22 protein-coding genes are annotated in these 18,564 nt (G+C 63.1%); 14 read left to right on the forward strand and 8 right to left on the reverse strand.

Annotated elements, in window-relative coordinates; translation table 11 throughout:
• Positions 1 to 43 precede the first annotated feature (43 nt).
• Both purB and PCJ21_RS04185 read left to right on the forward strand, forming a co-directional pair.
• Positions 44 to 1,345 carry an adenylosuccinate lyase gene (purB, locus tag PCJ21_RS04180; protein ID WP_269930124.1) on the forward strand — a complete coding sequence of 434 codons (1,302 nt, stop codon included), beginning with the start codon at positions 44 to 46 and terminating at the stop codon, positions 1,343 to 1,345.
• Positions 1,342 to 2,085, forward strand: a complete 744-nt coding sequence (locus PCJ21_RS04185) for a hypothetical protein (protein ID WP_269930125.1) — start codon at positions 1,342 to 1,344, stop codon at positions 2,083 to 2,085. Before purB ends, PCJ21_RS04185 begins: the two co-directional genes overlap by 4 nt.
• A 1-nt stretch (position 2,086) precedes the next feature.
• Here the strand turns inward: PCJ21_RS04185 and PCJ21_RS04190 are convergent, their stop codons facing one another.
• Entirely contained in the window at positions 2,087 to 2,989 is a 903-nt protein-coding gene (locus tag PCJ21_RS04190; RefSeq protein ID WP_269930126.1) for a VOC family protein, read from the reverse strand.
• 158 nt (positions 2,990 to 3,147) lie between these two features.
• On the opposite strand from PCJ21_RS04190, the gene PCJ21_RS04195 reads away from it, so the two are divergent.
• The gene (locus PCJ21_RS04195) at positions 3,148 to 3,702 is read left to right on the forward strand and encodes an RBBP9/YdeN family alpha/beta hydrolase (RefSeq protein WP_269930276.1); all 555 of its coding nucleotides are present in this window, start codon (positions 3,148 to 3,150) and stop codon (positions 3,700 to 3,702) included.
• On the opposite strand, the gene PCJ21_RS04200 is transcribed toward PCJ21_RS04195, so the two are convergent.
• On the reverse strand, positions 3,699 to 4,469 hold the full coding sequence (locus PCJ21_RS04200) for an HpcH/HpaI aldolase family protein (protein WP_269930127.1): 771 nt from the start codon (positions 4,467 to 4,469) through the stop codon (positions 3,699 to 3,701). The two genes, PCJ21_RS04195 and PCJ21_RS04200, sit on opposite strands and share 4 nt — an antisense overlap.
• 120 nt (positions 4,470 to 4,589) lie before the next feature.
• The gene (locus tag PCJ21_RS04205) at positions 4,590 to 4,910 is read right to left on the reverse strand and encodes a DUF1476 domain-containing protein (RefSeq protein ID WP_269930128.1); all 321 of its coding nucleotides are present in this window, start codon (positions 4,908 to 4,910) and stop codon (positions 4,590 to 4,592) included.
• Between the two features lie 285 nt (positions 4,911 to 5,195).
• On the opposite strand from PCJ21_RS04205, the gene purC reads away from it, so the two are divergent.
• From purC to PCJ21_RS04255, 10 genes are all read left to right on the forward strand, one after another.
• Positions 5,196 to 5,963, forward strand: coding sequence for a phosphoribosylaminoimidazolesuccinocarboxamide synthase (gene purC / locus PCJ21_RS04210; protein ID WP_269930129.1), 768 nt, complete (start codon positions 5,196 to 5,198; stop codon positions 5,961 to 5,963).
• 71 nt (positions 5,964 to 6,034) lie between these two features.
• On the forward strand, positions 6,035 to 6,277 hold the full coding sequence (gene purS, locus PCJ21_RS04215; RefSeq protein ID WP_108609867.1) for a phosphoribosylformylglycinamidine synthase subunit PurS: 243 nt from the start codon (positions 6,035 to 6,037) through the stop codon (positions 6,275 to 6,277).
• A 216-nt stretch (positions 6,278 to 6,493) separates the two neighbouring features.
• Positions 6,494 to 6,727, forward strand: coding sequence for a hypothetical protein (locus PCJ21_RS04220; protein ID WP_269930130.1), 234 nt, complete (start codon positions 6,494 to 6,496; stop codon positions 6,725 to 6,727).
• Positions 6,724 to 7,398: a phosphoribosylformylglycinamidine synthase subunit PurQ gene (gene purQ, locus PCJ21_RS04225; RefSeq protein WP_269930131.1), complete on the forward strand. Its 675-nt coding sequence runs from the start codon at positions 6,724 to 6,726 to the stop codon at positions 7,396 to 7,398. The genes PCJ21_RS04220 and purQ overlap by 4 nt, the downstream gene beginning before the upstream one ends.
• Positions 7,399 to 7,456: 58 nt before the next feature.
• Complete coding sequence (locus PCJ21_RS04230; RefSeq protein WP_269930132.1) at positions 7,457 to 7,864, forward strand: hypothetical protein; 408 nt, start codon at positions 7,457 to 7,459, stop codon at positions 7,862 to 7,864.
• A gap of 129 nt (positions 7,865 to 7,993) precedes the next feature.
• Complete coding sequence (gene purL, locus PCJ21_RS04235) at positions 7,994 to 10,219, forward strand: phosphoribosylformylglycinamidine synthase subunit PurL (protein ID WP_269930133.1); 2,226 nt, start codon at positions 7,994 to 7,996, stop codon at positions 10,217 to 10,219.
• A 14-nt stretch (positions 10,220 to 10,233) separates the two neighbouring features.
• Positions 10,234 to 10,467: a BolA family protein gene (locus tag PCJ21_RS04240; RefSeq protein ID WP_269930134.1), complete on the forward strand. Its 234-nt coding sequence runs from the start codon at positions 10,234 to 10,236 to the stop codon at positions 10,465 to 10,467.
• 7 nt (positions 10,468 to 10,474) lie between these two features.
• Positions 10,475 to 10,702 carry a hypothetical protein gene (locus PCJ21_RS04245; RefSeq protein WP_442865957.1) on the forward strand — a complete coding sequence of 76 codons (228 nt, stop codon included), beginning with the start codon at positions 10,475 to 10,477 and terminating at the stop codon, positions 10,700 to 10,702.
• 166 nt (positions 10,703 to 10,868) lie between these two features.
• Positions 10,869 to 11,204 (forward strand): Grx4 family monothiol glutaredoxin, encoded by a 336-nt coding sequence (gene grxD / locus PCJ21_RS04250; RefSeq protein WP_269930136.1) that lies wholly within the window; start codon positions 10,869 to 10,871, stop codon positions 11,202 to 11,204.
• A gap of 95 nt (positions 11,205 to 11,299) precedes the next feature.
• Positions 11,300 to 12,553 carry a multidrug effflux MFS transporter gene (locus tag PCJ21_RS04255; protein WP_269930137.1) on the forward strand — a complete coding sequence of 418 codons (1,254 nt, stop codon included), beginning with the start codon at positions 11,300 to 11,302 and terminating at the stop codon, positions 12,551 to 12,553.
• Positions 12,554 to 12,652: 99 nt separating this feature from the next.
• Here the strand turns inward: PCJ21_RS04255 and ttcA are convergent, their stop codons facing one another.
• The 5 genes from ttcA to PCJ21_RS04280 all read right to left on the reverse strand — a co-directional run bounded on the left by ttcA (position 12,653) and on the right by PCJ21_RS04280 (position 17,041).
• A complete protein-coding gene (ttcA, locus tag PCJ21_RS04260) occupies positions 12,653 to 13,504 on the reverse strand; it encodes a tRNA 2-thiocytidine(32) synthetase TtcA (protein ID WP_269930138.1) in 852 nt (283 codons plus the stop codon).
• 176 nt (positions 13,505 to 13,680) lie between these two features.
• Positions 13,681 to 14,298 carry a 30S ribosomal protein S4 gene (rpsD, locus tag PCJ21_RS04265; RefSeq protein ID WP_269930139.1) on the reverse strand — a complete coding sequence of 206 codons (618 nt, stop codon included), beginning with the start codon at positions 14,296 to 14,298 and terminating at the stop codon, positions 13,681 to 13,683.
• A gap of 224 nt (positions 14,299 to 14,522) precedes the next feature.
• Entirely contained in the window at positions 14,523 to 15,230 is a 708-nt protein-coding gene (locus tag PCJ21_RS04270) for a 2OG-Fe(II) oxygenase (RefSeq protein WP_269930140.1), read from the reverse strand.
• 142 nt (positions 15,231 to 15,372) lie between these two features.
• Positions 15,373 to 16,173 carry a glutamate racemase gene (gene murI / locus PCJ21_RS04275; protein WP_269930141.1) on the reverse strand — a complete coding sequence of 267 codons (801 nt, stop codon included), beginning with the start codon at positions 16,171 to 16,173 and terminating at the stop codon, positions 15,373 to 15,375.
• A complete protein-coding gene (locus PCJ21_RS04280; protein ID WP_269930142.1) occupies positions 16,166 to 17,041 on the reverse strand; it encodes an RNA methyltransferase in 876 nt (291 codons plus the stop codon). The genes murI and PCJ21_RS04280 overlap by 8 nt, the downstream gene beginning before the upstream one ends.
• A gap of 275 nt (positions 17,042 to 17,316) precedes the next feature.
• Between PCJ21_RS04280 and PCJ21_RS04285 the strand changes: the two genes are divergently transcribed.
• Entirely contained in the window at positions 17,317 to 18,528 is a 1,212-nt protein-coding gene (locus PCJ21_RS04285; protein ID WP_269930143.1) for an NADP-dependent isocitrate dehydrogenase, read from the forward strand.
• The last annotated feature ends 36 nt before the right edge of the window (positions 18,529 to 18,564 follow it).

Raw genomic sequence — 18,564 nt, forward strand, 5'->3', positions numbered from 1 at the left:
GTTAGGGGAGCGGCGACGAAACCCCAGCTGGAAGAGCCCCGCCATGATCCCTCGCTATTCGCGACCCGAGATGGTCGCAATCTGGTCTCCCGAGACGCGCTTCCGCATCTGGTTCGAGATCGAGGCCCATGCCTGCGACGCCCTGGCCGAGATCGGCGTGATCCCCAAGGAAGCGGCGAAGACGATCTGGGAAAAGGGTGGTGCTGCAAGGTTCGACGTCGAGCGCATCGACGAGATCGAGCGCGTCACCAAGCATGACGTCATCGCCTTCCTGACGCACCTCGCCGAATTCGTCGGCCCGGATTCGCGCTTCATCCACCAGGGCATGACTTCGTCGGACGTGCTCGACACCTGCCTGTCGGTGCAGCTGGTGCGTGCCTCCGACATCCTGCTTGCCGACATCGACGCGCTGCTGGAGGCGCTGAAGCGCCGCGCATTCGAGCACAAGGACACCGTCACCATCGGCCGCAGCCACGGCATCCATGCCGAGCCGACGACCTTCGGCGTCAAGCTGGCGCTGGCCTATGCCGAATTCTCGCGCTGCCGCGAGCGGCTGGTGCATGCGCGCGAGGACATCGCCACCTGCGCGATCTCGGGCGCGGTCGGCACCTTCGCCAACATCGACCCGCGCGTCGAAGAGCATGTCGCAACCAAGCTCGGCCTGAAGCCGGAGCCTGTATCGACGCAGGTTATCCCGCGCGACCGCCACGCCATGTTCTTCGCCACGCTCGGCGTCATCGCCTCGTCGATCGAACGCGTCGCCACCGAAATCCGCCATCTGCAGCGCACCGAAGTGCTGGAGGCCGAAGAATACTTCTCGCCGGGCCAGAAGGGCTCGTCGGCGATGCCGCACAAGCGCAACCCTGTCTTGACCGAGAACCTGACAGGCCTCGCCCGCATGGTCCGCTCCTATGCGGCGCCAGCGATGGAAAACGTGGCGCTGTGGCACGAGCGCGACATCTCGCACTCCTCGGTCGAGCGTATGATCGGCCCGGACGCCACCGTCACGCTCGACTTCGCGCTGGCACGGCTGACCAACGTCATCGACAAGCTCGTCGTCTATCCCGACAACATGCTGAAGAACATGAACAAGTTCCGCGGCCTGGTGCATTCGCAGCGCGTGCTGCTGGCACTGACGCAGGCCGGTGTTTCCCGCGAGGACGCCTACCGGCTGGTCCAGCGCAACGCCATGAAGGTGTGGGAAGAAGGCAAGGATTTCCTTGAGGAATTGCTGGCCGACAAGGAAGTGACCGCCGCCCTGCCCGAGAGCGAAATCCGCGAAAAGTTCGACCTCGGCTATCACACCAAGCATGTCGACACGATTTTCAGCCGGGTGTTTGGGTGACCAAAGAAGAGAGACGCTACGTCACGCATTTCGGCGTGGTGTCTCTCACCACCGAAGAACTGCTGTCATTGGATTCGAATGAGCGAGACTTTATTCTAGCGTCATCGTTCATCACGAATGACATTCGTTTCTATTGGTCGCTCATGGCCAGGGCGCCTGTCGACGCAGGTGATGCCAACCGCGATCTGGCCGCCATGCAATATGTACGCTGGCTATGGAGTACGAGAAAACTAGCAAGCGTGCTGTATGAAGCAATTGACACGCTCGACCACCTATCTGGCAAGGTCATGCTGGCCCGTGCAGAGGGGCCCGTGATCCAAAGAAGCCTCCGCTCCAGTAGATGCTTCTTGGTCGCGAAGGCATACCGCAACATGTCCGCCCACCACTTCGCGAAAGGCGGCTTAGATTTCGATCTTTCGAACTTCGATGACCACGCCGAGCACAGGCATTTCGCTCACCCTCAACAGGGAAACAGCATCAGCGAAATAGGCGAACAGATATTTACGCTACCAACGTTGCGCAATATAGCCCCAGAAGTAAAGCCTGAAAATTTTGACAAATGGTGCCAGGACTGCGCCAGTCAGATCATGAATTTTTGCGACAAAGTCACTGCAGAAATTCTTACTGTCAGATTCCCGAACAAAACGTACGCTAACAAGTCTTTTTCCATTGCCAATGAGGCTGAAGCACCGGATCACCGGTGGCCCCTGTTTTTGGTTATCTCGCGACCCTCGAACTAGCTTAGCCCGGCTGGCCAGGAACCGCGCGAATGACGGTGCCCCAGGGGTCTTCATAGGACGAAACCGACTTGGCATCCGCCGAGCGCATCTCGACCCAGGCAAGGCCGGTCAGCGACGGGTCGCGGCGGCCGGCGCGCGGGCTTTGCCAGGAATTGGCGCCGATGTGATGGTGATAGCCGCCCGACGACAGGAACACGGCGCTGGGACCATACTTGGCCACCGTGTCGAAGCCGAACTCCTTGTTCCACCACTCCGCTGCGACAGCCGGATCGCCGACGCGCAGATGGACGTGGCCGACGATGCTGTTGTCGGGCGCGCCCTGCCAACCGGCGTCCCCCTCGGGCACCTCGGCGACTATCGAGCCGATGTCCAGCTGGTTGGTGGCCATGTCGACCTGGGTGCCGTTCCATTTCCAGCTGTCGCGCGGACGGTCGTGGTAGATCTCGACGCCGTTGCCCTCGGGATCGGTGAGATAGAGCGCCTCGCTGACCAGATGGTCGGACGCGCCGTCGACAGGAATACGCCTGTCGATGGCGTGCTTGATCCAGCGCCCGAGATCGGCACGGCCGGGCAGCAGGAACGCGGTGTGGAACAGGCCGGCGCTGCGGGGATCATCCGGTTTGGCGGCCTTGTCGGATTCGATGTCGAGCAAAGCACGGCTGCCGGCGCCGAGCGTGATCGTCTCGCCGTCGCGCCTGAGTTCCTGCAGGCCGACGACGTCGCGGTAAAAGCCTGCCAGCACATTTGCATCGCGCGCCTTGAGGCCGACGCGGGACACGCTGGTCGGGGTCGTTGCGGCAAAGGGAATCCTGCTCATCCTTGGCTCCGTGTGGCCGACGCCGGCATTCGCACCCAATGCGAGCAATGCAGCGCCGCCAATCAATTTGCGTCGTGTCAGTTCCAAAATCCACTCCGGCCAACACGGCTGTTGCGTTTGTCCCTCCCTAGATCGGCGATGGCAATCGTTGACACAAGCCGGCAATGATCGAACAGGTCGTTCGACAATCCATGACAATCGAGCGAGGAGTTGCACCGGCCCGACCGGAACGCTACATGCGCGGCATGAAGGTAAGAGACGCCGATATCATCATCGTTCCCGGGTACACCAATTCGGGTCCAGCCCACTGGCAGAGCCGCTGGGAAGAGAAGCTGTCGACCGCGCGCCGCGTCGAGCAGGACGCGTGGTCGAAGCCCGTCCGCGAGGACTGGACCGCGCGCGTCATCGACGCCGTCAATTCAGCCGAAAAGCCGGTGGTGCTGGTGGCCCACTCGCTCGGCATCCCGACCGCCATCCACGCCATCCCAGGGTTCAAGAAGCGTGTCGTGGGCGGCTTTTTCGTCGCCCCGCCCGATGTGTCGAACGCAGCGATCAAGCCGAAGCACCTGATGACCTTCGGCCCCTACCCGCGCGATCCGCTGCCGTTTCCCTCGGTCGTCGTCGCCAGCAGCAACGACCCCTACTGCGCGCTCGACGTTGCCGAAGACATCGCCGCCGCCTGGGGTTCGCTGTTCATCAATGCGGGGGATTCAGGCCACATCAACGCCGATTCCGGCCATGGACCGTGGCCGGAAGGGTCGATGGTGTTCGCGCAGTTCCTGTCGCGGCTCGAAGGCTAACTGATCGACTTCTTCAGATCGGCGAGCAGGCTGGACGCGCCCGCGGCGATCAGCTGGTGCTCGGAGCCGGTGGCCAGCAGCTGAAAACCCATCCTGACGAAGCGACCGGCGACGGCCGGGTCGGTGACATAGATGCCGGCGTGCTTGCCCGCGGCGCGCGTGCGCCGGGCAATGTCGGCCACCGTTTCCATCATCGCTTCCAGCGTGGCGTTGACCGTCTCGCCCTTGGTCCAGGCAATCGAGAAGTCGCCCGGCCCGACGAAGATGCCGTCGATGCCAGGCGTGGCCAGGATGCCGTCGAGGACGGCCACCGCCTGATGCGTCTCGACCATGGCGAAGGACACGGTACGGGCATTGCTCTCGCGCAGCCATTTGACCGGATCCTTGCTGCCGTGGCGCGGGGCGGCGAAGGTCGGGCCCCAGGAGCGCTCGCCGAGCGGCGGATATTTCATCGATGCGGCAAAGCGCTGGGCGTCCTCGACCGAATTGACCATCGGCGCGATGACCGCCTCGGCGCCGAAGTCGAGCGCGCGGCTGCTCATGTCGAAGCGCCCGACGGGGACGCGGACCAGCGCGTGCTTGCCGGCGCGCATCACAGTCGACAATGAACGCAGAACGCTGTCTTCATTGTGCCCGCCATGCTGCATGTCCAAGGTGACGGCATCGAAGCCCTGCCCTGCGAGAATTTCGACGGTCAACGCATCCGGCACCCCCGACCACGCGGTGATGATCGTCTCGTTGGCGTGCAGTCTCTGAGCAAGCGACATTGCTGATCTCCTTCAATCGACGCCCATTTCAACCGGAAGCAGGCATCTGCGCAAACAAAAACCGCCCGGAATCCGGGCGGCTGATTGGTCCAGAAACTGGACCCTGTCCTGCAGGAAGGATCAGGTGTTCTTGATCTGCTCGATCGCCTGCGCCATCAGCTCGTCCATGGTGCGGCGGATCTGGTGATCCGACTGGTCGACGCCGGCGGCATCGAAATCAGCGCGAACCTTGCGGAACACGTCATGGTCGCCGGCTTCCTCGATGTCGGAAACCACGACTTCCTTGGCGTAGGCGTCGGCATCGGCGCCCGACTTGCCAAGCTTTTCGGCGGCCCAAAGGCCGAACGCCTTGTTGCGCCGCGCATTTGCCTTGAAACGCAGTTCTTCGTCGAAGACGAACTTGCGCTCGAAGCCTTCTTCGCGGTCCTTCATGCTGCTCATGGCAATCCTCCGAGCTGGAAATCGATTCGATACGCGATGTATCTATTGTTGGGCTCCTCAAACCAAAAGCCCGTGCCCCGGTCAATATCTCTCTTTCGCACAATTTGGCTGTTGCAGTGCGGCATTTCCGTACCAAAAGGCGTTGATTGCAGGGAATTGGCGATTGAGCAATGGCCCCGATTGAGGTAGAGACCGGCCTTGAAACCCACAGCCGCCGCGGCTTTGCGGCGTGAGAAAGGGAACCGGTAGGTTGCCGTCTACCCTTCCAACCAGAGAAACAATCAAATGAAGTCACGCCGACGCATTTACGAAGGCAAGGCCAAGATCCTTTATGAAGGACCTGAGCCGGGTACCCTCATCCAGTTTTTCAAGGACGACGCCACCGCCTTCAACAAGAAGAAGCACGAGGTTGTCGACGGCAAGGGCGTGCTCAACAACCGCATTTCCGAGCACATCTTCAACCATCTCAACCGGATGGGCATCCCGACCCACTTCATCCGCCGGCTCAACATGCGTGAGCAGCTGATCAAGGAAGTCGAGATCATCCCGCTCGAGATCGTTGTCCGCAACGTCGCCGCCGGCTCGCTGGCCAAGCGCCTCGGCATCGAGGAAGGCACCGTCCTGCCGCGCTCGATCATCGAGTTCTACTATAAGGCCGATGCGCTCGACGATCCGATGGTCTCGGAAGAGCACATCACGGCATTCGGCTGGGCAAGCCCGCAGGAAATCGACGACATCATGGCGCTCGCCATCCGCGTCAACGACTTCCTCTCCGGCCTGTTCATGGGCGTCGGCATCCAGCTCGTCGACTTCAAGATCGAGTGCGGCCGCCTGTTCGAGGGCGACATGATGCGCATCGTGGTTGCCGATGAGATTTCGCCGGACAGCTGCCGCCTGTGGGACGTCGCCACCCAGGACAAGCTCGACAAGGACCGCTTCCGCCGCGACATGGGCGGGCTGGTCGAGGCCTACCAGGAAGTGGCGCGCCGCCTCGGCATCATGAACGAGAACGAGACGCCCCGTCCGACCGGACCGGTTCTCGTCAAGCACTGACAAATCCAAGCACGGGCGCGAGTAATTTCGCGCCCGACTGTTTTCCAATTCTGCTCCGGAGTGAAATGCCCGTGATCAAGGCCCGCGTCACCGTCACCCTCAAGAACGGCGTGCTCGACCCGCAAGGCAAGGCAATCGAACATGCGCTCGACGGCCTCGGCTTCGGCGGCGTCGGCTCGGTGCGCCAGGGCAAGGTCTTCGACGTCGAAATCGAAGGCGCCGACAAGGCCAAGGCCGAAGCCGACCTCAACGCCATGTGCGAGAAGCTTCTGGCGAACACCGTGATTGAGAATTATAGTGTGACGCTTATCTGAGGTTGCATCGGAGGATGCAGTGACGGAAGTCACCAAGGAGATGCTCTTCCAGGAACTGCAACGGCTTCAGTCTCGTCTCGACGATCTGCAGCTGGCGTTTTCGGAGACATCGAGACTTCTCCGGACTACAAACATCGAGCTCGCCGAAGGGCGAACAAGGATTGAAGAACGAAAGCGGCGGTCCAGGCGCTTAGCGCCTGAGCAAGCAGGTTCCGAATGGCACAAGTCACAAACGACCTGATGTACGAATTGCTCAAACGCGTGCACGGCGATCTCTCGGAGATGAAGTTCGACCTCCAGGAGATCAAGCTAAGAATGACCGGTGCGGAAGAAGCGCTGGCTGGCGTGAACCGCCGACTAGACCGCCACGACGAACGGCTCGAGCGCATCGAGCGTCGTTGGGAACTGCGTGAACTCGCCGAACCTCAGAGGCCTTACGAACCGAAATGAAATCAGCAGTCGTCCTCCTCCCCGGCCTGAACCGCGACCGCGACATGATCGCGGCGCTGACCAAGATTTCGGGCACCGCACCGGTCACCGTCTGGCAGACCGACACCGAAATCCCCGATGTCGACCTGATCGCCATTCCCGGCGGCTTCTCCTTCGGCGACTACCTGCGTTGCGGCGCCATCGCCGCCCGCATGCCGGTGCTGCGCGCCGTGGCCGAAAAGGCCGCCAAGGGCGTGCAGGTCGTTGGTGTCTGCAACGGCTTCCAGATCCTGGTCGAAGCGGGCCTCCTGCCGGGCGCGTTGATGCGCAACACCTCGCTGAAGTTCGTTTGCCGCGAAGTGAAGCTCGAGGTCGCCAACGCCAACACGGCCTTCACCCGCAACTATGCGGCCGGCCAGGTCATTCGCTGCCCCGTCGCGCATCACGATGGCAACTATTTCGCCGATCCCGAGACGCTGAAGCGCGTCGAAGGCGAAGGCCAGGTGGTGTTCCGCTATGCCGAGGGCACCAATCCGAACGGCTCGATCAACGACATCGCCGGCATCATCAATGACAGGGGCAACGTGCTCGGCCTGATGCCGCATCCGGAAAACCTGATCGAGGCGGCGCATGGCGGCAGCGACGGCCGTGCCCTGTTCGAAAGCGCGCTCGGGCTGCCCAAGGCGGCCTGAACGAGCGACACTTCCGAACTCCATCAGGTCATCCATTGCGAAAGGCGGGCATCGGCGAATGAAGTCACTGCGGATTCTGGCGGCAACTGCCGCTGTCATCGGCCTCGCCGCCTGCAATTCGGGGCCGAAGACGCCGTCGCCGGCTACTTCGGGCAAGAGTGCTTCGCTGCGCGCCATGGAGCAGGTGGCGATTGCGGCGCACAAATGCTGGTTCGCCAGCAAGGATCCGGCCTTCAAGAAGTATCAGATGGCCAATGAGCTGAACAATTTCGGTGGCACGCCGCGCTTCCTGCTGGTACCCGCCAAGCAGTATGGCGCGCGGCCGCTGCTGGTGGTGCAGGCGCAGGGCGCTTCCAGCCAGGTCGACGTGTTCGGCCCGCTGATGAGCGAGCCGCTGGGCGCACGTATCGGCTCGGATATCACGCGCTGGCGTTCGGGCGACTCGTCCTGCGCCGCCGCAGCCTGAGGTGTGGCGCCGGACGCCACCGCCTCGCATAGCAGCATCCAGTACCATGCCGTGCGACAGCAGCGCTGTTGCAGACCACGGCATTTCAGGCTTTAGGAAGGCCGCAAGGCCGAACTGACGGGAAAACCGATGACCATTCAGAACGATGTGAAGATCACCGGCGAACTCATCGCCGCGCATGGGCTCAAGCCAGACGAATATCAGCGCATACTCGATCTCGTCGGCCGCGAACCGAGCTTCACCGAGCTCGGCATCTTCTCGGCGATGTGGAACGAGCACTGCTCCTACAAGTCATCGAAGAAGTGGCTGCGCACGCTGCCGACCAAGGGCGACGTCGTCATCCAGGGCCCCGGCGAGAACGCCGGCGTGGTCGACATTGGCGACGGCGACTGCGTGGTCTTCAAGATGGAGAGCCACAACCACCCCTCCTACATCGAGCCCTACCAGGGGGCCGCGACCGGCGTCGGCGGCATCCTGCGCGACGTCTTCACCATGGGCGCGCGGCCCGTCGCCTCGATGAACGCGCTGCGCTTCGGCGCGCCCGACCATCCCAAGACCCGTCACCTGGTGTCGGGCGTGGTCGCCGGCGTCGGCGGCTATGGCAATGCCTTCGGCGTGCCAACAGTCGGCGGCGAAGTCAATTTCGACGCCCGCTACAACGGCAACATCCTGGTCAACGCCTTTGCCGCCGGTCTCGCCAAGACCGATGGCATCTTCCTGTCGCAGGCCAAGGGCGTCGGCTTGCCGGTGGTCTATCTCGGCGCCAAGACCGGCCGCGACGGCGTCGGCGGCGCGACCATGGCCTCTGCCGAATTCGACGACAAGATCGACGAGAAGCGTCCGACCGTGCAGGTCGGCGATCCGTTCACCGAAAAGTGCCTGCTCGAAGCCTGCCTCGAGCTGATGGCCTCGGGTGCGGTCATCGCAATCCAGGACATGGGTGCCGCCGGCCTGACCTGCTCGGCCGTCGAGATGGGCGCCAAGGGCGACCTCGGCATCGAGCTCGACCTCGACAAGGTGCCGGTGCGCGAAGAGCGCATGAGCGCCTACGAGATGATGCTGTCGGAGAGCCAGGAGCGCATGCTCATGGTGCTGCGTCCTGAAAAGGAAGAAGAAGCCGAGGCGATCTTCGTCAAGTGGGGCCTCGACTTCGCCATCGTCGGCAAGACCACCGACGACCTGCGCTTCCGCGTGCTGCACCAAGGCGTCGAAGTCGCCAACCTGCCGATCAAGGAACTCGGCGACGAGGCGCCCGAATATGATCGTCCGTGGGTCGAGCCGGCCAAGCGCGCGCCGCTGGCCGCCGACGACGTTCCCCAGTCCGATGTCGCCGACGCGCTGCTGAAGATGCTCGGCGGACCGGACCTGTCGTCGCGCCGCTGGGTCTACGAGCAGTACGACACGATGATCCAGGGCAACTCGCTGCAGCGCCCCGGCGGCGACGCCGGCGTGGTTCGCGTCGAGGGCCATGCCACCAAGGCGCTGGCGTTTTCGTCCGACGTGACGCCGCGTTATTGCGAGGCCGATCCTTACGAGGGCGGCAAGCAGGCCGTGGCCGAATGCTGGCGCAACCTGACCGCAACCGGCGCCCTGCCGCTGGCGGCGACCGACAACCTCAATTTCGGCAACCCCGAACGCCCCGAGATCATGGGCCAGTTTGTAAAAGCCGTGACCGGCATCGGCGATGCCTGCCGCGCGCTCGGCTTCCCGATCGTGTCGGGCAACGTCTCGCTCTACAACGAGACCAACGGCCAGGGCATCCTGCCCACGCCGACCATCGGCGGCGTCGGCCTGATCGACGACTGGTCGAAGATGGCCAAGGCCTGCTTCGCCAAGGAAGGCGAAGTGATCCTGCTGGTTGGCGGCCCCGCCCAGTGGGGCAGTCACCTCGCCCAGTCCATCTACATGCGCGACGTGCATGGCCGCACCGACGGCCCGCCGCCGGCGGTCGATCTCGAGCACGAAAAGAAGGTCGGCGACTTCGTCCGCAAGCTGATCCGCAACGGCACGGCCACCGCCGTGCACGACCTGTCGGATGGTGGCCTGGCGACCGCGCTGGCCGAGATGGCGATGGCCTCCGGAATTGGTGCCACAGTTCCGGGCCTCAGCGGCACCAACCCGATCCCGGTGTTCTTCGGCGAGGACCAGGGACGCTACCTGGTCACCGTCAAGCTTGACCCGCAGTCCGCCGAGATGCAGGAATTGTGGAACGAAGCCAAGGCGCTCGGCATCCACGCCCCGTGGATCGGGACGACCGGCGGCAAGGAACTGAAGCTGGGCGAGGCACGGGCCGTGAGCGTCGACGAGTTGACCTCGGCTCACGAATCCTGGTTCCCTCGGTTCATGGATAACTGAGCAGGAATACCGACATGGCAATGGACGCCCACGACATCGAAAAACTGATCAAGGACGGGATTCCGGACGCCAAGGTGACGATCCGCGATCTCGCCGGCGACGGCGACCACTATGCCGCCGAGGTCGTGTCGGAGAGCTTCCGCGGCAAGAGCCGCGTGCAGCAGCACCAGATGGTCTACGACGCGTTGAAGGGCAACATGGGCGGCGTGCTGCATGCGCTCGCCCTGCAGACCAGCATACCGGAGTGACTGTAACGTGTCGCTGATCTCCGATCTGGTGCAAGGTGTCGTCGACGGCGCCCTGAAGGACATTCTTCGCAAGACCACGGGCACGTCGAAGCGCACGCGGCGGCGCAAGCGCGCGGCGACCTCGTCGAGCTCGGCCACGCTGCGCCAGATCGAGAAGCTTTTGAGGCCAGCCAGGAAGCAGACGAGCCGCAAGCGCACCGTTCGATCGCGCTCGAAGGTACGTCGCCGCGCCTGATGCGCGGCCTCAGGCCCCGACGAGACCGCCGCAGATCACTTTTCCCGGTTTCGGGTCGACGCGAGGCTTGGAATGCTCGACAGTTGCAACCACATAGTGGCAAATGCTAGCAGACTAGCGGATATTGCCGGAGCGTCACTCCGGCCAGATTGAGGTTTATGACGCCATGAGCGGAATCAACGAATACATCGGCAGCGAAGTGAAGAGCCAGGACGTCGTGCTTTTCATGAAGGGCACCCCCGGCTTCCCGCAGTGCGGTTTTTCCGGTCAGGTCGTCCAGATCCTCGATTACCTCGGGGTCGACTACAAGGGCGTCAACGTGCTCACCTCGAACGAGTTGCGCCAGGGCATCAAGGACTACTCCAACTGGCCGACCATCCCGCAGCTCTACGTCAAGGGCGAGTTTGTCGGCGGCTGCGACATCATCCGCGAGATGTTCCAGGCCGGCGAGCTGCAGTCGTTCCTTCAGGAGAAGGGCGTGAGCGTCAAGGGCGCCGCCTGACACCTGACAAGACCACCGGCTCCGGTCCATTCGGGGCTCACAGCATTTGAGATGCGCCGGCCGTCCGGCGCATTTTCGTTTGGACCGAAAATCGAATGGAACAGAAAACTCCCGACGACGCCATAGAGGCGTTGTTCCCTCTTCCGCGCTGGGAATTCATCGCCATCTGCGCCGCGCTGATGGCGGTCAACGCGCTTGCCATCGACATCATGCTGCCGGCCCTGCAGCAGATCGGCGCAAGCCTCGGCGTCGAGAGCGAAAACCACAGGCAGTTCGTCATTACCGCCTATGTCGCCGGCATGGGCCTGGCGCTGCTGTTCTACGGCCCGGCGTCCGACAGATTCGGCCGGCGCGTGCCGCTGCTGTTCGGTCTCACCATCTACATCCTCGCAGCCTTCGCGGCCGCCTTCGCACCAACCTTCGAGACGCTGCTTGCCTTGCGCTTCATTCAAGGCATCGGCGCGGCATCGACGCGAGTGATTGCTGTGTCGGTCGTGCGCGATCGCTACGGCGGCCGGCAGATGGCCGAGATCATGTCGCTGGTGTTCATGGTGTTCATGATCATCCCGGTGCTGGCGCCGGGCATAGGTCAGCTCGTGATGCTGTTTTCCGAGTGGCACATGATCTTCGTGGTCATGGCGGTGTCCGCACTGGCGATCACGATCTGGACGGCGCTGCGGCTACCCGAGACGATGCATCCGCGGGACCGGCGACCGCTCAACCTGATGTCCATCGCACGGGGCTTCCGCATCGTGCTGACCACGCGCGTGTCGCTCTTCTACACGCTCGCCTCGATGATCATCTTCGGCTCGCTGTTCGGCTTCATCAACTCCGCCCAGCAGGTCTATGTCGGCATCTACGGGCTCGGCGTGTGGTTCCCGCTCGTCTTCGCAGCAATCGCGGCGATGATGTCGGTGTCGTCGTTCCTGAACTCGCGGCTGGTCGTCAAGCTCGGCATGCGGCGTCTGTCGCACGGGGCGCTAATTGGCTTCACCGCCGTAAGCGCCATCTGGTTCGCATGGTCGCTGACCGGCTGGGTGCCCTTCCCGGTGTTTGTGGCGCTGTTTGCGGCGGCGATGTTCCAGTTCGGCTGGATCGGCTCGAACTTCAACGCCATCGCGATGGAACCGCTGGGCCACATCGCCGGCACGGCTTCGTCCGTGCAGGCCTTCATGCAGACGGTTGGCGGCGGCCTGATCGGCGCATTCATCGGCCAGTCGTTCGACGGGACGGTGATGCCGCTGGCGGCCGGCTATGTCAGCGTGGCCCTTCTGGGACTGGTGATGGTGCTGATCGCCGAACGCGGCAAGCTGTTCGGCGCTCCGGGCGCTCCGGCGAAACCACACTGAAGCCTCAGCGCTTCAGACAAAAAAGCCCCATTCCGAAGACATCGGGATGGGGTTTTTCATTGGGCCGAGAACCAACGCTTCGCGCCGATCGCTCGCCGATCAGGAACCCAGCGACAGCGCGGCGAAATCGAACAGCTTGCGGTCGAGCAGGTGCGACGGACGACTGTTGGAAAGGGCGCGCAGCATCGTGTCCTTGCGGCCCGGCATGCGCTTTTCGATGTCGTCCAGCATTGCCTTCATGGCATTGCGCTGCAGCCCTTCCTGGCTGCCGCAGAGGTCGCAGGGGATGATCGGGAACTTCATGGCGTCGGCGAACTTGGCCATGTCGGCCTCGGCGCAGAAGGCCAGCGGCCGCAGCACCATGACGTCGCCCTCGTCGTTGAGCAGCTTGGGCGGCATGGCGGCGAGACGGCCACCATGAAACAGGTTCATGAAGAAGGTTTCGAGGATGTCCTCGCGGTGGTGGCCGAGAACCAGCGACGAGCAGCCCTCCTCGCGGGCGATGCGGTAGAGGTGGCCACGACGCAAGCGCGAGCACAGCGAACAATAGGTGTTGCCCTCGGCGATCTTGTCGGTGACCACCGAGTAGGTGTCGCGGTATTCGATGCGGTGGGCGATGCCATTGGCGTCAAGGTAGTCGGGCAGCACGTTCTTGGGGAAATTCGGCTGGCCCTGGTCGAGATTGCAGGCGAGCAGATCGACCGGCAGCAGGCCGCGCCATTTGAGGTCGAGCAGCACGGCGAGCAGACCGTAGGAGTCCTTGCCACCCGACAGCGCCACCAGCCAGCGCTCGCCCGGCCTGGCCATGGCGTAGTCCTCGATGGCCTGGCGCGTCTGCCTGAGCAGGCGCTTGCGCAGTTTGTTGAACTCCACCGAGGACGGCGCGTCGCGGTAAAGCGGGAACGCGCCTTCGGCGGGCTCGGCCAGCGCATCTGCTTCGTGAATACCCATGAAGGCCTTCCTTACCAGCCGGCGATTGCGGACCTGTGCCCGCCATCCAGCCCGAACGGCATATTTCGCATTATCGCGCAGGGTGCAAGGCGGCGTAAGCGCCGGGCTGCGCCCGCAAACGAAAAGAGCGGCCGTTTCCGGCCGCTCTCTGGAATTCGATGCTGTATCCGAATGGATTAGCGCGAATAGAATTCGACGACGAGGTTCGGTTCCATCTGCACTGCGTACGGAACGTCCGACAGGCCGGGAACGCGAGCGAAGGTTGCGACCATCTTGTTGTGATCGACTTCGATGTAGTCCGGAACGTCGCGCTCGGCGAGAGCGACCGACTCGAGGACGATCACCAGCTGCTTCGACTTCTCGCGAACTTCAATGACGTCGCCGGCCTTGCAACGGTACGAACCGATGTTGGTGCGCTTGCCGTTGACGTTGATGTGGCCGTGGTTGACGAACTGACGGGCCGCGAAGATGGTCGGCACGAACTTGGCGCGATAGACGACGGCGTCCAGGCGCGACTCGAGCAGGCCGATCAAGTTCTCGGAGGTGTCGCCCTTGCGGCGGTTGGCCTCTTCGTAGGTCTTGCGGAACTGCTTTTCCGAAACGTCGCCGTAGTGACCCTTCAGCTTCTGCTTGGCGCGCAGCTGCAGACCGAAGTCGGACAGCTTGCCCTTGCGGCGCTGGCCGTGCTGGCCGGGGCCGTATTCACGCTTGTTGACCGGGGACTTCGGACGGCCCCAGATGTTTTCGCCAAGACGGCGATCGATTTTGTACTTAGCGGATTCGCGCTTGCTCATCGCATTTCCCTTCAAAAAGTTGCACCCGGAACTTCACGTTCCAGGCGAGGAAAACGCGCCCTCCTCTGGCCCCCGTTTTCGGAGCCTGACAGGACCTTCCACGCACGCTTTGCGGAAAAGGTCCACGGGACACGTCAAATGAAACACCGGGCGTTTCGGCCCGGCGTTGGCGGCTAACTAGGGGAAACGGGCCGGAATGTCAACGCTTCGCGCCCGCAGCCGGCTCACTTCGCGTCGTGGAAGATGATGCCGAGGGTGAAGCGCTCGCCGGAGCGGATACGGCTGACGCCATGGCGCATCTTGACCCTGTAATCGCCGCGGCTTCCAGCCTTGGGCCGGTCGTTGACGGCAAACAGCGCGCCACAGCCCATGCGCAGCGGCACGACCTCGGCGCGTGACTGCATGCGCGGCCGCTGCTCGGTCATGACGAACTCGCCTCCGTCGAACTCCTCGCCCGGCTCGCTCAGCAGAATCACCAGCTGCACGGGGAAGAGATGCGCGCCATAGACGTCCTGGTGCAGGCAATTGTAGTCGCCGGCGCCATATTTGAGCAGCAGCGGCGTCGGCCGCGTCTGGCCGTCTGCATGGCACTCGGCCAGGAAGGAGTCGAGATCGGGCGGATAGCACCTGTCGATGCCCATGCGCTCGTTCCAACTGGTAGCGAAGGACGCGAGTCGGCCATAAAAACTGCGGCGCAGCGCAGAAATCGTGTCGGGCAGCGGATCGGCGAAGTATTTGTATTCGCCCGAGCCGAAGCCATGGCGCCGCATGACGATGCGGCTGCGGAAATGTTCGTCGGCGGCGTAGAGCGAGCGCAGGCGGCGACAGGTTTCGCGGTCGAGCAGCGGCCCGGTTGGAGCCACCCCGAACTCGTCGAGTTCGGCGAACACGCGCTGCCAATCGATACTCTCCGAAATCAACTCTGCTTCCATCCGATGCGCTCCTTGCCTCGACCACCACGGAGACTAGGCGCGCACAGGCTGTGGCGCATTCCGATTCCTGCGCGGTCAGGCAGCCCAAGGCAAAGCGGGCGAAATGGAGAAACCACCATGAAAATCGCTCTTGTCGGCGCGGTCAGGCCAAGCTGAGCCCGAAGCCTTGCATCAGCCGGGCCGTGGCGAAATGCGGCTTGCCCGAGGTGAAGATGGCGAGGTCGCGGCCAAAGGCCGGGGCCTCGTTGCGCGACGAACCATCGCGTGGCTTGAGCAGCGACAGGGCGCGGCGGGCAATGGCCTCGGCGGGATCGATCCAGTCGACGGGCCAAGGGGCAGTCTTGCGCATGCGGTTGACCAGGAACGGATAGTGCGTGCAGGCGAGCACGACAATGTCCGTGCGGCGCCCGTCCTGCTCGACAAAACATGGCGCGATTTCCTCGGCCACCACATCTTCGTCGACGAAGCCTTCCCGCATGTAGGTTTCGGCCAGAGCTGCCAGCCGGTGGCTGCCGACGAGGCGAACGTGACACTTCGACCCCCATTGGGTGATCAGGTCGCGCGTATACTGGCGCTTGACCGTGCCGGGCGTTGCCAGCACCGAGACAAGGCCCGAGCGCGTGCGCTCCGCCGCCGGCTTGATCGCCGGCACCGTGCCGACGAACGGATGGCCGGGGAAACGCTCGCGGATTGCCTCGATGACCAGCGTAGAGGCGGTGTTGCATGGAATGACAGACAGCTCCGGCTTGAAGCGCTCGAGCAACTCGTCGAACAGGCCGAGGATGCGCTCCTTCAGCGCCGGCTCCTCCCAATTGCCATAGGGAAAGGCGGCATCGTCGGCGACATAGACGAAGCGCCGGTCGGGCATCAGCACGCGCGCCTCGCGCAGCACCGTCAAGCCCCCGATGCCCGAATCGAACATCAGGATCGGCCGGTCAGTCATTGTCGAGCCCCTTGCCGCCAACCGGCGGCTCCTCGCCGTCGTCTACGCCTGCGCTGCCCGAATGGGCGGCCTGGTCGACCTTGGCCTTGCGATCGGGATAGCCCTTGCCGCGCGGTTCCTTGGGCGAAAAATAGTCGAGCGAGGCGACCACGCCGCGCAGCACCTTGAGTTCCGGCTCGAAGAACCCGGCGCGCGTCAGCACCGCGCGAAGATTGTCGATCATCTTCGGCTTCTTGGGCGCCGGGCGGAAATAGCCGCGTGCGTCGAGCGCCGATTCGAGGTGATCGAACAGCCCCTGCAACTGCTCCTTGGTCGCCGGAACCATTTCCGGACCCGAAAAATTGGTCTGGGTCTCGCTTTCCAGGCCCGACTTCATCCACTCGTAAGACATGAGCAGCACGGCCTGGGCGATGTTGAGCGAAGAAAAGCCGGGATCGACCGGGAAGGTGACAATCTCGTCGGCGAGGCCGACTTCCTCATTGTAAAGCCCGAAGCGCTCGCGCCCGAACATGATGCCGGTACGCTGGCCACCGCGGCTGCGCGCCCTGAGCGCCCTGCCCGCTTCGACCGGGCCGCGGACTTCCTTGAAGCCGTCGCGTTCCCTTGCCGTGGTGGCGAAGACAAAGTTGAGGTCGGCGAGAGCCGAAGCAAGATCGGGGAAGACCGCCACGGCATCGATGACATGGTCGGCGCGGCTTGCGGCCGCACGCGCCTTCTCGTTCGGCCAGCCGTCGCGCGGATTGACCAGCCTGAGTTCGGCGAGGCCGAAATTGGCCATGGCGCGCGCCACCATGCCGATGTTTTCGCCAAGCTGCGGCTCGACGAGGATGATGACAGGCATTGCGGAGGGCTGGGACGTTTCGGTCATGGAGGCGATTGAACCACAAATTGCGACTTTTGCGCGTCCCTGACATATTCGGCGCGGAAAATGAAGTTCCGGTAACGAACAGCCATGCCGGCAACCTCGCAGATCTGACAACCGCGAGGCCCCGCCCGCAGGCGCTTCATACATCGTCAGCAGCCGCGCCGAGGATGGCAGCGGCAATCGTTTGCGCGGCCCGACGGGCTTTGATATAGGGGCCGCACTCCCTATTACGAACCCTCCGAAACCCCACGGGTTTCAAGCAGAAAGAGGCACTTTCCATGGCGAAGATCAAGGTGGCCAACCCCGTCGTCGAGCTCGACGGCGATGAGATGACCCGCATCATCTGGCAGTTCATCAAAGACAAGCTGATCCACCCTTATCTCGACATCGACCTGCGCTACTACGACCTCAGCGTCGAAAACCGCGATGCCACCGACGACCAGGTGACCATCGATTCGGCCAACGCGATCAAGGAATTCGGCGTAGGCGTGAAGTGCGCCACCATCACCCCTGACGAGCAGCGCGTCGAGGAATTCAAGCTCAAGAAGATGTGGAAGTCGCCCAACGGCACCATCCGCAACATCCTGGGCGGCACTATCTTCCGTGAACCGATCATCATGAAGAACGTGCCGCGCCTCGTTCCAGGCTGGACCAAGCCGATCATCGTCGGCCGTCACGCCTTCGGCGACCAGTACAAGGCCACCGACTTCCGCTTCCCCGGCAAGGGCAAGCTGACGATCAAGTTTGTCGGCGAGGACGGCCAGGTGATCGAGCACGACGTGTTCGACGCGCCGGGCGCCGGCGTGGCGATGGCCATGTACAATCTCGACGAGTCGATCCGCGAATTCGCCCGCGCTTCGCTGAACTACGGCCTGCTGCGCAACTACCCGGTCTACCTGTCGACCAAGAACACAATCCTCAAGGCCTATGACGGACGCTTCAAGGACCTCTTCCAGGAAGTCTACGAGAAGGAATTCGAGGCAGAGTTCAAGGCGCGCAAGCTCTGGTACGAACACCGCCTGATCGACGACATGGTGGCCTCGAGCCTGAAATGGTCGGGCGGTTATGTCTGGGCCTGCAAGAACTATGACGGCGACGTCCAGTCCGACACGGTTGCCCAGGGCTTCGGCTCGCTCGGCCTGATGACCTCGGTGCTGATGACGCCTGATGGCAAGACGGTGGAAGCGGAAGCTGCGCATGGCACCGTGACGCGCCACTACCGCCAGCACCAGAAGGGCGAGGAAACCTCGACCAACTCGATCGCCTCGATCTTCGCCTGGACCCGCGGTCTCGCGCACCGCGCCAAGCTCGACGACAATGCCGAGCTGAAGCGCTTCGCCGACACGCTCGAACGCGTCTGCATCCAGACCGTCGAGTCCGGCTACATGACCAAGGACCTGTCGCTGCTGATCGGTCCGGACCAGCCCTGGCTGTCGACCACCGGCTTCCTCGACAAGATCGACGAGAACCTGCAGAAGGCGATGGCATAAGCCTCGCGCCGACCAAACGCAAAAGCCCCGGATCAT

Origin of the sequence: Aminobacter sp. HY435, from assembly GCF_027568395.1 — a bacterium.
In the GTDB taxonomy this organism is placed as follows: Bacteria; Pseudomonadota; Alphaproteobacteria; order Rhizobiales; family Rhizobiaceae; genus Aminobacter.